14 protein-coding genes are annotated in these 12,364 nt (G+C 62.9%); 12 read left to right on the forward strand and 2 right to left on the reverse strand.

Going from position 1 to position 12,364, the window contains the following annotated elements; all coding sequences use genetic code 11:
* Nucleotides 1-27 precede the first annotated feature (27 nt).
* The gene (gene rlmB / locus HU218_RS15015) at nucleotides 28-774 is read left to right on the forward strand and encodes a 23S rRNA (guanosine(2251)-2'-O)-methyltransferase RlmB (protein ID WP_174875752.1); all 747 of its coding nucleotides are present in this window, start codon (nucleotides 28-30) and stop codon (nucleotides 772-774) included.
* A gap of 45 nt (nucleotides 775-819) precedes the next feature.
* On the opposite strand, the gene HU218_RS15020 is transcribed toward rlmB, so the two are convergent.
* Together HU218_RS15020 and HU218_RS15025 are read right to left on the reverse strand one after the other, a co-directional pair.
* Nucleotides 820-1,821 carry an HD-GYP domain-containing protein gene (locus HU218_RS15020; protein WP_174875753.1) on the reverse strand — a complete coding sequence of 334 codons (1,002 nt, stop codon included), beginning with the start codon at nucleotides 1,819-1,821 and terminating at the stop codon, nucleotides 820-822.
* A complete protein-coding gene (locus HU218_RS15025; protein ID WP_174875754.1) occupies nucleotides 1,818-5,477 on the reverse strand; it encodes a PAS domain S-box protein in 3,660 nt (1,219 codons plus the stop codon). Before HU218_RS15025 ends, HU218_RS15020 begins: the two co-directional genes overlap by 4 nt.
* A gap of 137 nt (nucleotides 5,478-5,614) precedes the next feature.
* Here HU218_RS15025 and HU218_RS15030 point away from each other — a divergent pair, with 137 nt between their 5' ends.
* From HU218_RS15030 to cysK, 11 genes are all read left to right on the forward strand, one after another.
* Entirely contained in the window at nucleotides 5,615-7,126 is a 1,512-nt protein-coding gene (locus HU218_RS15030; protein WP_174875755.1) for a multicopper oxidase family protein, read from the forward strand.
* A gap of 2 nt (nucleotides 7,127-7,128) precedes the next feature.
* The gene (locus tag HU218_RS15035) at nucleotides 7,129-7,431 is read left to right on the forward strand and encodes a metal-sensitive transcriptional regulator (protein WP_174875756.1); all 303 of its coding nucleotides are present in this window, start codon (nucleotides 7,129-7,131) and stop codon (nucleotides 7,429-7,431) included.
* Between the two features lie 26 nt (nucleotides 7,432-7,457).
* Entirely contained in the window at nucleotides 7,458-7,664 is a 207-nt protein-coding gene (locus HU218_RS15040; protein ID WP_174875757.1) for a heavy-metal-associated domain-containing protein, read from the forward strand.
* Between the two features lie 147 nt (nucleotides 7,665-7,811).
* Nucleotides 7,812-8,180, forward strand: a complete 369-nt coding sequence (gene rpsF / locus HU218_RS15045; protein ID WP_174875758.1) for a 30S ribosomal protein S6 — start codon at nucleotides 7,812-7,814, stop codon at nucleotides 8,178-8,180.
* An 18-nt stretch (nucleotides 8,181-8,198) separates the two neighbouring features.
* Complete coding sequence (gene priB, locus HU218_RS15050) at nucleotides 8,199-8,498, forward strand: primosomal replication protein N (RefSeq protein ID WP_174875759.1); 300 nt, start codon at nucleotides 8,199-8,201, stop codon at nucleotides 8,496-8,498.
* A 4-nt stretch (nucleotides 8,499-8,502) separates the two neighbouring features.
* A complete protein-coding gene (gene rpsR, locus HU218_RS15055; protein ID WP_088966962.1) occupies nucleotides 8,503-8,730 on the forward strand; it encodes a 30S ribosomal protein S18 in 228 nt (75 codons plus the stop codon).
* Between the two features lie 23 nt (nucleotides 8,731-8,753).
* Entirely contained in the window at nucleotides 8,754-9,203 is a 450-nt protein-coding gene (gene rplI, locus HU218_RS15060) for a 50S ribosomal protein L9 (RefSeq protein ID WP_174875760.1), read from the forward strand.
* A gap of 173 nt (nucleotides 9,204-9,376) precedes the next feature.
* Nucleotides 9,377-9,559, forward strand: coding sequence for a hypothetical protein (locus HU218_RS15065; protein ID WP_174875761.1), 183 nt, complete (start codon nucleotides 9,377-9,379; stop codon nucleotides 9,557-9,559).
* Between the two features lie 86 nt (nucleotides 9,560-9,645).
* Nucleotides 9,646-10,770, forward strand: coding sequence for a glycerate kinase (locus tag HU218_RS15070; RefSeq protein WP_174875762.1), 1,125 nt, complete (start codon nucleotides 9,646-9,648; stop codon nucleotides 10,768-10,770).
* On the forward strand, nucleotides 10,764-11,300 hold the full coding sequence (locus HU218_RS15075) for a macro domain-containing protein (RefSeq protein WP_174875763.1): 537 nt from the start codon (nucleotides 10,764-10,766) through the stop codon (nucleotides 11,298-11,300). The genes HU218_RS15070 and HU218_RS15075 overlap by 7 nt, the downstream gene beginning before the upstream one ends.
* 113 nt (nucleotides 11,301-11,413) lie before the next feature.
* Nucleotides 11,414-12,346 (forward strand): cysteine synthase A, encoded by a 933-nt coding sequence (gene cysK, locus HU218_RS15080; protein ID WP_174875764.1) that lies wholly within the window; start codon nucleotides 11,414-11,416, stop codon nucleotides 12,344-12,346.
* Nucleotides 12,347-12,364: the final 18 nt, after the last annotated feature.

Here is a 12,364-nt window from a genome sequence, read left to right on the forward strand (position 1 = left end):
CGGTTCACTGATTGATGGCGCGACCCCATGAGCAACAAAAAACTGATCCACGGCTTCCACGCCGTCAATGCCCGCCTGTGGCAAAACCCGAAAAGCGTGCTGGAAGTATTTCTGGCCGGCGGCCGTCAGGACGCCCGGGCGCAGGCCGTGCTGGAGAAGGCCGCCAGCGAGAATGTGAAGGCGCATATCGTCGACAAGGCGCGGCTGGACAGCATGACCGGCAATGCCCGTCACCAGGGCGTGGTGGCGATGATCGACGCCAACCAGAACTTCGTGACGCTGGATGACGTGCTGGACAACCTGGCCGAGCCGCCGCTGTTGCTGATCCTCGATGGCGTTACCGATCCGCACAACCTCGGCGCCTGCCTGCGCGTGGCCGACGCCATGGGCGCGCACGCGGTGATCGCGCCCAAGGACCGCTCCGCCACGCTGAATGCCACCGTGTCCAAGGTGGCGTGCGGCGCCGCCGAAGTGGTGCCCTACATTACCGTCACCAATCTGGCACGCACGCTGCGCGACCTGAAGGACGCCGGAGTGTGGATTGCCGGCACCACCATGGAAGCCGACACCGACCTGTACCACTTCGATGCTGCCGGCCCGCTGGCCTGGGTGATGGGCGCCGAAGGCGAGGGCATGCGCCGTCTGACCCGCGAACATTGCGACGTGCTGGTGTCGATTCCGATGTTCGGCACGGTGGAAAGTCTCAATGTGTCGGTATCGTCCGGCATGGTGCTATCAGAAAGCCGCCGTCAGCGCGTGCTGAAGGCCGGCTAGCGACGGCCCTTGGTTGGCCGCAGGCATTCGCTGCGGCCTTGCGTGTCAGGCTTGTTCTGCCCAGCGCGCCTGGATGGCCAGAATTGCCGGCAGCTGGGCACAGAACAGCTCGGCCAGCCGCGGATCAAAATGCTTGCCGGCCTGGTCGCGGACATAGGCGATGGCCTCGTCCACCGGCCACGCCGGCTTGTATGGCCGTACGCTGGTCAGCGCATCGAAGACGTCGGCAATGGCGACGATGCGCGCCTCCAGCGGAATGGCTTCGCCGGCCAGACCATGCGGGTAACCGCTGCCATCCCATTTCTCGTGATGATACTCGGCCACCCGGCGTGCCATTTGCAGCAGGCTGGAGCTGTCTTCGCCGATGATGCGGGCGCCGATGGCGGTGTGCTGGCGCATCAGCACCCATTCCGCGTCGTCCAGTTTGCCCTTTTTCTGCAGGATGGCATCCGGCACGCCGATCTTGCCGATGTCGTGCATCGGCGCGGCATGCAGTAATTCATCCGCCAGTTCCTCTCCCAGCCCTGCCGCCAGGGCCAGTACCCGCGAATAGTGGCTCATGCGGATCACGTGCAGCCCGGTTTCGTTGTCCTTGTATTCTGCCGCCATGCCCAGACGCTGGATGATCTGCAGGCGGGTGGCCCGCAGTTCGTCCGCCCTTACCAGCGACAGATGGGTCTTGACGCGCGCCCGCACGATGGCGGGGCTCACCGGCTTGCTGATGTAGTCCACCGCGCCGGCGGCAAAGCCTTCCGCCTCGTCGCTGGCATCCGCCAGCGCGGTGACGAAGATCACCGGAATGGCGGCCGTGGCGGCAGCGGTTTTCAGCTGGCGGCAGACTTCCAGCCCGGTCATGCCGGGCATCATTACGTCCAGCAGGATCAGCCGCGGCTGCTCGCTGTGGGCCAGCGCCAGTGCCTTGTCGCCATCGCGGGCGAACAGCAGCCGGTAATCCTGCTGCAGGATGGCGCGCAGAATCTGCAGGTTGGTGGGCTCGTCGTCGACCAGCAGCAGCGTGGGGCGGGTATCGGTAGGGGTCTGGCTCACGATGCGGTTCCAGCGGCGCGGTCCAGCTGTGCCTCTATCGCGGCCAGCTGGGTCAGTGCCTGTTCAAAGTCGAAGTTATCCACTGCCTGTTGCAGCGGGGCCAACAATGCTTCCGGTAGTTGCTGCGCCAGCGTGCTGAGGCTGGCGTCGTCAATTTCGCCGTGCCGGCAGGCGTTTGCCAGCGCTTGCAGCAGCGGCCGCACCTCCGCTGTCAGCGCTTGCGGTGCGGGCTTGGCGCTTTGCGCCGGCTCGCTATCGGCAGGCAAGGCGGCCGCGATGGCGCCCAGTTCGCCGGCAATGGCGGCCAACTGCGCCTCATCACAGTGGCCTTGTGTCTCGATGGCGGCCAACAGGGCGCCCAGCTGCTGCAGTCCCAGGTTGGCCGCAGCGCCTTTGACGCGGTGGGCGGTGGCTGGCAGCTGCTCGCCGCTGCTCTGGCGCAGACTGTCAGCCAGTGAAGCATAGTCGGCAATGAAGCGCCGCAGTTGTGCCAGTAAGGCATCACGACTTCCCCAGCGCTGGCTGGCACGCGCCCAGTCGATGCTGGCCGGTCTGCTGCGCACGTCATCGGTCGGGCGCGCTGCGCTGCTGGCGGTGGTCAATTGCAGCACCCGGGCAATTTCGGCGTACAGCAGCGGCAGGTCTACCGGCTTGGAGGCAAAGCCGTTCATGCCGGCCGCGCTGGCTTCGCGGCGGTCTTTTTCCAGCACGCTGGCGGTCAGCGCGATTACTGGCGTAGTGGCCAACCGGTGTTGCTGTTCATGGGCGCGCATGCGGCGCGTAGCCGCCAGGCCGTCCAGACGTGGCATCTGGATATCCATCAGCACCACGTCAAACGCTTGCTGCTGAAAGCGTTCGCAGGCTTCCGCGCCGTCAGCCGCGGTCAGTACACGGTGACCGTCGCGGCTGAGCGCCAGTTGCAGCAGCTCCAGGTTTTGCGGGACGTCGTCGGCGACCAGGATGTTGAGCGGTGGCAGCGTGTCCGTGCTGGCGGGCGCCGGCAAGCGTTCGCCGCGGGCTTCCGGCAGCGGCAGGCTGACAATGAAGCTGCTGCCCACGCCGGGCAGGCTGGTGGCATGGATGTCGCCCCCCATCAGCTCGACCAGTTGCCGGGCGATGGTGGTGCCGAGCCCGGTACCGCCAAAACGGCGTGCCATGCTGGCATCGGCCTGGGTAAACGGCGCAAAGATATGCGGCAGCCGTTCCGGCGCGATGCCGATGCCGGTATCGATCACGCTCAGTTGCAGTCGGCCCTGCTGCTGGCGTAGCTGCAGGGTGACGCTGCCGCGTTCGGTGAACTTCACCGCGTTGCCCAGCAGGTTGATCAGGATCTGGCGCAGGCGGAGCGCATCGCCATGGAAACCGTCTGCCAGTTCGGGCGGATAGTCCAGTTGCAATGACAATCCTTTCTGGTTTGCCTGCAGTTGCAGTGCGGCCAACACCTGCTGGCATAGCTCGCGCAACGAAAAGTCGCGGTTTTCCAGTTCGATGGCGCCGCGTTCCAGCTTGGCGGTGTCGAGGATGTCGTTGAGCAGCCCCAGCAGCGCGCGTGCCGACTGGCGCACGGTGTTCAGGTGATGGCGCTGTTCGTCGTCCAGCCGGCTGCCCAGCAGCAGTTCGGTAAAGCCGATGATGGCGTTCATCGGGGTGCGGATTTCATGGCTCATATTGGCCAGGAACATACCCTTGGCGCTGGCGGCCTGCTCGGCCTTGTCGCGCGCCAGCAGCAGGTCGTGTTCCATCGCCTTGCGCTCGGTCAGGTCGCTGGCCAGCTTGACGACTTTCCACGGTTTGCCGTCGGCATCGAGAATGGGGTTGTAGCTGGCGTGAATCCAGAAGCTATGGCCGTCTTTTGCCCGGCGGCAGTATTCGCCCTTTATGAACTCCCCGTGTCGCAGCGTGGCCCAGAAGGTCTGGTAATCGGCACTGTCGGCCTCTGCCGGCAGGCACAGGCGGCGGTGATGTTGGCCGCGCAGTTCTTCCAGCGAGTAGCCGCTCAGGCGCAGGAAGTTGTCGTTGGCGTCGAGGATGCTGCCATCCAGGTCGAACTCCACCACCGCCATTGCCTGGCGCATGGCCTGCACGATGCCTTCGAATTCGGCGTTGCGCAGCTTGGAACGGGTGACATCGATGATCACGCCATCTATCCACAACGCGTCGCCATTGTCGTCATACACGCCGCTGGCACTTTCCGATACCCAGCGTTCGCCGCCGTCGCGGTGCAGGATGCGGTACTCCAGTACATAGGGGCGATGCTCGGCCAGCGCCTGCTCCACTTCCGTGCGCACCCTGTCCAGATCGTCGGGATGGATGATGCTGACAACGCTCAGCTTGCCTTGCAGGAAAAACGATTTTTCCCAGCCGGTCAGGGTTTCCACCGCGTCGCTGACAAACAGTTTGCTCCAGTCGTGGTCTACCCGGCTGCGAAAGGCGACACCGGGAATGTTGCCGATCAGGGTGCGGTACTGGGTTTCGCGGGCGCGCAGTTCCCGCTCCATCGCCTTGTGTTCGCTGATGTCGGTGATGAAGCCGACAAACATCGGCTGGCCGGAGGTTTCGGCGCGGCCAACCGCCAGCCGCACCGGCAGCAGGCTGCCATCGCGGCGCAGGGCGGTGACTTCGCGCCCCTGGCCGATGATCTTGGCCTCGCCGGTTTTCAGGTAGTTGGCCAGATAGCCATCGTGGTTGCCGCGATAGGGCTCCGGCATCAGCCGCTTGATGTTCAGGCCGATCAGTTCGCTTTTCTGCCAGCCGAACAGGCGCTCGGCAGACGGGTTCAGGTCCTGGATCAGCCCCTGATGGTTGATGGTGATGATGCCGTCCACCGCGGTGCTGACGATGGCGCGCAGTCGCTGCTCGCTGTCCAGCTTCTGGTTGTACAGGTGGCGGTAACGCAGGTAGGCGTTGCCGGCCAGGACAAACACGCTGCTGACCACGGTGATCAGCGCCACCGCCAGTGCCAGCACGGTATTGTTGTTCATGCCGCTGACGTAAGCGGGGTCGGGGCTGCCAATGAAGCGGGCCGCGGCCATGCCGGTGTAGTGCATGCCGGCAATGGCCAGTCCCATGACCAGCCCGCCCAGCATGATGGCCTGATTCACCGAGAAGCGGCCGCCGCGGCGCAGGCCGAAACGTATCCACAGCGACAGCATGGCCAGTACCACGGCGACCAGTATCGAAGCGGCAAACCATCGCGGGTCGTAACGCAACAGCGGCGCCATCTGCATGGCCGCCATTCCGCTGTAATGCATGGTGCCAATGCCGGCGCCTACCAGCACGCCACCGGTGACCAGTTGCAGGTGCGTGATGTCGCGGTGGGAAATCAGGCCCAGCGCTACCCGGGAGGCGAGTATGGCCGGCAGCAGCGACAGCAGGGTCAGGGTGAAGTCGTACTTCACCGTCGTGCAGATATCAAAGGCCAGCATGCCGATGAAATGCATGGCCCAGATGCCGCCACCCAGGGCCAGCGAGCCAGACAGCAGGGCGGTTTGCCGGATGCTGCCAGAGCTGGCAATGCGTGCAAAACCGGCTACCTGCAATGCCATGGTGGATGACAGCACGGCGATCAGCAGCGACAGGGTCACCAGCCAGGGATTGTAGTTACCCAGCAACAGCGGGGTGGCGGCGCCGTCGCGCAGCAGAAAGATGTCGAACATGGCGGTCTGGCGTGGGGTGGGGTACCCATCTTAGCGTGTCGGTAGCGGCGGGTTAACTGGGAAATGCAGCTGAAGCACCTCTGGTCATATACCTTGTGGGGGTATAAGATGGGGTGATCGGATTTCAGGAGGACAGCATGCAACGTCGCGATTTTCTACAGTTGGCCGCCGCAGGCAGCGCCAGTTGGCTGGCGGCACACGTCATGGCAGACGAGTTGCCGATGGTGGTAGCAGGTACCGATCACGCCGCAATGGGACACAGCATGCCGCAGATGGCGAGTCCAGTGACTGGCGGAGGCATGCCGCCGCTGCCGGCCGGAGAACCGCTGCCGGCTTTGCCGCGACTGGGCAATGAAACGCTGGACGCCGGCAAGTTCCGCGCCGCGCTGACGGCGGCACCGGTCGATGCCGCGCTGTGGGGCGATGCGCGCCAGACCACGTTCTGGGCCTATAACGGCAGTCTGCCTGGCCCGTTGATCGAACTGTGGGAAGGCGACGACGTGGATATTTCGTTTGCCAACCAGCTGGCGCAGCCGACCACCATCCACTGGCACGGCATGCCGGTACCGGCCGAGCAGGATGGCAATCCGCATGATCCGGTCGCCCCGGGGGGGCGCCGGCAATACCGTTTCACGCTGCCGGAAGGCAGTGCCGCCAGCTACTGGTATCACCCGCATCCGCATGGCCACACTGCGGAGCAGGCGTTTCGTGGTCTGGCCGGCGCGGTGATCGTGCGCAGCAAGCACGACCCGCTACGGCATCTGCCGGAACAGCATCTGCTGTTGTCCGACCTCAAGCTGGATGCCGCTGGCCAGGTGGCGGCCAACGATATGGCCGACATGCACGATGGCCGCGAAGGGCAGTATGTGCTGATCAACGGTGCCTGGCAGCCGATGATTCCGCTGGCACAGGGCGAGCGCCAGCGCTGGCGTATCTGGAATGCCACCAGCAGCCGCATTTTCAAGCTGGCACTGCCGGCACACGATGTCTTGCTGGTGGGGACTGATGGTGGCCTGCTGGAACAGGGCCATCCGGTCGAGAGCGTACTGCTGCCGCCGGGCGGACGTGTCGAGCTGGTGGTAACCGGTCGCTTCCGTGCTGGTGCGCAGGCCGGGCTGATCAGCCAGCCCTACCGTCGCGGCAAGATGATGCATCCGGAGCAGGCGACGGACGAAGTGCTGGCCAGCATCATGCAGCATGGCATGAAGCCGACACTGGCTCTGCCGGCACGCTTGCGCCCGCTGCCGCCACTGGGCGAGCCGGGCTTCCGTCGTCGTATTGAGCTGTCGGAAAACATGGCCGACCCCAAGGCCATGTTCCTGATCAATGGCCGCAGCTACGACATGAACCGTATCGACGGCACCGGCAAGGTTGGCCGCATCGAGGAGTGGGAAGTGCAGGGCAATGCCCATATGGATCACCCGTTCCACCTGCACGGCACCCAGTTCCAGGTGCTGGCGCGTACCGTGGACGGGGTATGGGAAGACGAACCGTTCCTGGCCTGGCGCGATGTGGTGAATGTGGCGGCAAACGAATCGGTACGCTTGCGCTTTGTCCAATCATTGCCGGGGCTGCGTATGCTGCATTGCCATATCCTGGAGCATGAAGATCAGGGCATGATGGCGCAGATCGATTTTCTGGCGGAGTAACCATGACGGATCAACACGAGGATTGCTGTAGCCACAAGCAGGTGGTGCAGCCGGACAAGACGGCATTGCTCAAGCGGCTGGCACGGCTGGAGGGCCAGGTGCGCGGCGTGGCCGGCATGATCGAGTCCGACCGCTACTGCGTGGATGTGCTGACGCAGATCGCCGCCGCCCGCTCGGCTCTCGACGCGGTGGCGCAGCAGCTGCTGGAAAACCACCTCAAGGGCTGTGTGACGCGGGCGATGCAGGAAGGCGATAGCGAGCAGGCGATCGCCGAAGTGATGCAGTTATTGAAAAAGATGCGCTGAGAGGCGCTGGCACTAGGAGTGGAATCATGACGCAACAAGTACTGAAAGTGGATGGCATGACCTGCGGTGGCTGCGCCAATGGCGTGAAAAATGCGCTGCAGGCGGTAGCCGGCGTGGATGCGGTCAGCGTGGATCTGGCCAGCAAGGCTGTGACCGTGGATTTCCACGGCGACGCACAGCCGGCGGCGTGGAAACAGGCGATCGAGGATGCCGGTTACGATCTGATCGGCTGATTTGCCACAGTGCCGAGACGTGGTGCGAGCCGCAGGCAGCGGATTCGTTTGCCTGCTTGCGGCCAACTGCGTATAATCCGCTGGTTTTAACCCTTGCCCTCCGGCTATCGCGCATGACGGGGGGCTTTATAGCCACAAGGAGTTCACATGCGGCATTACGAAATCGTGTTCATCGTCCATCCGGATCAGAGCGAACAGGTTGGCGCCATGGTTGAGCGTTACAAGGGCATGGTCCTGAACGCTAACGGCGTTATCCATCGTCTGGAAGACTGGGGCCGTCGTCAACTGGCTTACCCGATCCAGAAGGTTCACAAAGCTCACTACGTTCTGATGAACGTTGAGTGCGCTCCGGAAACCCTGGCCGAGATCGAGCACGCCTTCAAATTCAACGACGCCGTTCTGCGTCACCTGACCATCAAGATGAATCGTGCTATCACCGAAGCATCCCCGATGATGAAGGACGAGAAGGCCAAGAACCTGCTGGAAGGCAACGCCGAAGCAGAAGTTTCCGCCTAATCGGGCGTTACTGCATCCTTGCAGAACCGACTTGAACTGACCGCTACGGTCGAACGCGAAGACAGTCTGAGATACACCCCCGCCGGCTTGCCGGTGCTGGAAATGTGGCTCAGACACCAGTCCCGGCAAAGCGCTGCCAACCTGGAACGCGATGTGGTCTGTGAAATACAGGCTGTATTGCTGGGGGATGCGGCCAAAAAATTTGCCGGCAGGCTGGCAGGCAATACGGTGCAGTGCGCCGGCTTCCTGAGTCAGCGCAGTTTGCGTAATCCGCGGTTGGTTCTACACATCGAATACGTTGAATTTGTAAAAGGTTAATCAAATGGCTCGTCAACTCTTCAAGCGCAAGAAGTTCTGCCGCTTCACGGCAGAAGGTATCAAGGAAATCGACTACAAATCCGTTGATCTCCTGAAAGACTTCATCGCCGAAAACGGCAAAATCATCCCGGCTCGTATCACCGGCACCAAGACTGGCTACCAGCGCCAGCTGTCCGAAGCCATCAAGCGCGCGCGCTTCCTGGCCTTCCTGCCGTACACCGACCAGCACTAATCACGGGATAAGGATACGACAAGATGCAAATCATTCTGCTCGAACAAGTAGCCAACCTGGGCGTTCTGGGTGACGTTGTTAAAGTGAAGAACGGCTACGCCCGTAACTTCCTGATCCCGACCGGTAAAGCCAAGCGCGCTACCGAAGCCAACCTGAAAGAGTTCGAAGCTCGCCGCGCTGAACTGGAAGCCAAACAGGCTGCCATTCTGGCCGATGCCAAAGCTCGTGCTGAAAAGCTGGTTGATGCTTCCTTCACCATCGCTCAGAAAGCCGGCGTTGACGGCCGTCTGTTCGGTTCCGTAACCAACGTTGACATCGCCGATGCTATTACTGCTGCTGGCGTTGAAGTGAAGCGTTTCGAAGTTCGTCTGCCGAACGGCCCGCTGAAGGCCATCGGTGAATACGATCTGGAAATCGCTCTGCACCACGACGTGGTTGCTGCTGTGAAGATCGTGGTTGTTTCCGCTGCCTAATCGCAGACCGGCTGACAATCCGCAAAAAAGCCGCCTTCGGGCGGCTTTTTGTTTGTTCACCGGCCTGCGGCCAACGTTGTTATGTCGCACTGCACAAAACCAATGTCCTGTTTCTGAACGCAAAATAAGCTGCGTGCCGGGATAATGTATACACATTATTCAAGGAGCAGATCATGCAAACCCTGTTGGCCCTGGTGCTGCTGTATTTCTTTGTGTTGCCGTTGCTGGGCGGTGTGCTGGCTTTTTTTGCCGGTGCCGTGCGTGCGCGCCTGGCCAGAGAGGGCAAGCCGCTGGCCGGTTGGCATCCGCTGAACCCGTATTACGCGCAATCCCCTTATCATTTCGGCAAGCACTGAGTTCTGCCGCGCCTTACACTGTAGCCCCGCCATGCGGGGCTTTTGTTTTTTTGCGGCCAACGTGTTCGCTGGCCGGAGGAGGGCGCATGAGGTGTGTACTGGCACCGGATTCATTCAAGGGCAGTCTGGCGGCACCGGAGGTGGCGGCAGCGGTGGCCAGCGGCCTACGGCGCGTGCGGCCTGACATCGAGCTGGATATCTGTCCGATGGCCGATGGCGGCGAAGGTACCCTGCTGGCGCTGGCCACTGCCGGTGTCGGGACGCTGCAGACGGCGGTGGCAACTGATGCCGAAGGACGGTCGCGACAAGTACAGTGGCTGCGAAGCGAGCAACTTGCGGTACTGGAAGTAGCGCAGGTAGTCGGGCTGCCGGACGTTGGCCGCAGTAGCCTGGCCGAGCGGCACAGTGGTGGCGTCGGCGAGTTGCTGCGCCTGATGCTGGATCATGGTTGCCGACGTGTGGCGATCGCCTTGGGCGGTTCCAGCACCAATGACGGCGGTGCCGGCCTGCTGGCTGCCCTGGGCGGCGTGTGGCGTGATGGCAATGGCCAGCCACTGCCGCCTTTGCCGGCAAGTTGGCCGCCGGCAGTCTACTTTGATGAGAGCGGGCTTGACCCGCGGCTGGATGCGCTTGAGCTTGAAGTCTGGTCGGACGTCGGCAACCCGCTGTGCGGTCCGGCGGGGGCCAGCGCGGTATTCGGGCCGCAGAAGGGCCTGGCGGCAGGGCAGCTGGCGCAATTTGATGCCGCCTTGGCAACACTGGCGCAAGCCTTGCTGCGGCAAAAGCCGGGACTGTCGCTGGCGGTGGCCGGTGGTGGCGCGGCCGGTGGTATGGGCTTTGCGCTGCAATGGCTGGGCGCCGGGCAGCGCTCGGGTGCTGCAGCGGTCGCAGCGGCGGCCGGCCTTGCGGCGCGCATGGCCGCGGCTGACTGGGTGATTACCGGTGAGGGGCGCAGCGACAGCCAGACGCTGCATGGCAAGGCGCCGGCACTGGTGGCGCAACTGGCGCGCGAGGCGGGGGTGCCGGTCAGCCTGCTATCCGGCGCGGTGGAAGACAACCCCGTGCTGGCCGCCTGTTTTGATGGCTGCTTCTCGTTGTGTCCGCAGCCGGCCACGCTGGCGGAAGCGATGCAGCACGCGGCAATTTGGCTGGCGCGGGTGGCAGAACAGATGTTGCGGCTAAGGTTGGCCGCAAGGAGACCGACATGCTGACTCGCAAACACGGGGTCACCATCGAATTATGGCGCGGCGACATCACCCGTCTGGAAGTGGATGTGATCGTCAATGCGGCCAACAATGGCCTGCGCGGCGGCGGTGGCGTGGATGGCGCCATTCACCGCGCGGCGGGGCCGGAGCTGTTGCAGGCCTGCATGCACATCGGCCATTGCCCGACTGGCGAAGTGCGCCTGACGCCGGGCTTCCGCCTGCCATGCCGCTTTGTGTTTCATACCGTCGGGCCGGTGTGGCGCGGTGGCGATGAGGGCGAGGAACTCTTGCTGGCGCGTTGTTACCGCAGCTGCCTGCAATTGGCGGCAGATAATGCGGTACACAGTATTGCCTTCCCGGCGATCAGCTGCGGGGTGTATGGCTATCCGGCATTGTCGGCCATGAATATCGCCTGGCAACAGATCGGTGACTGGCTGGAGGAGGGGCATCAGCATAGTCTGCAGCGCATAGTGCTGGTGGCTTATGACGATGCCGTCTGGCATGCCGGTTGTCGGGTGATGCCCGGCATCAGCTGATACGGCGGATAGGAAAAAACTTAGCAGCAATCGGTATTAGCTAAGCTTGCTGCGGCTGTTTAGAATTATCGAGAATAACGGATTGGCCGTTAACAGGATTGGAGAATAAGCACATGCGCATTGCTGCAACCGTAACTGACCTGATTGGCAATACCCCGCTGGTTCGTCTGAATCGTGTCACTGCCGGTGTTGGCGCGACCGTGGTGGCCAAGCTGGAGTTTTTCAACCCGGCCCACAGCGTGAAAGACCGTATCGCGGTGTCGATGATCGATGCGGCGGAAGCGGCCGGCAAGATCGGGCCGGATACCGTGATCGTGGAGCCGACCTCCGGCAATACCGGTATCGGTCTGGCGATGGTGTGTGCCGCCCGCGGTTACAAGCTGGTGATTACCATGCCGGAAACCATGAGCCGCGAGCGTCGCCAGCTGCTGCGCGCCTATGGCGCCGAACTGGTGCTGACCCCGGGGCCGGACGGTATGGGTGGAGCCATTGCCAAGGCCAAGGAGATTGTGGACAGCAATCCGGATACCCATTTCATGCCGCAGCAGTTCGAGAACCCGGCCAACCCGGAAGTGCATCGTCGCACCACCGCCGAAGAAGTCTGGAACGATACCGATGGCCAGGTCGATATCTTCGTGGCCGGTGTGGGTACCGGCGGCACCATTACCGGTGTCGGTGAAGTGCTGAAGGTCCGCAAACCCGGCGTGCAGATCGTGGCGGTCGAGCCTGATGCCTCGCCGGTACTGTCCGGTGGCCAGAAAGGCCCGCACCCGATCCAGGGCATCGGTGCCGGCTTCGTGCCGCCTATCCTCAATACTGCGGTCTACGACGAAGTTATCCGCGTCAAGAACGAGGATGCATTCACTACTGCACGCGCGATGGCATCGCAGGAAGGCATCCTGACCGGCATTTCCTCCGGCGCGGCGGTATGGGCGGCGCTGGAATTGGCCAAGCGCCCGGAAAACGCCGGCAAACTGATCGTGGTGGTGATTCCGTCCTTCGGCGAGCGTTACCTGTCGACACCGCTGTTCGAGCATCTGGCCTGACAATTAGTCAAACCGCGC

The organism is Vogesella oryzae (assembly GCF_902829295.1).
Taxonomy (GTDB): Bacteria; Pseudomonadota; Gammaproteobacteria; order Burkholderiales; family Chromobacteriaceae; genus Vogesella; species Vogesella oryzae.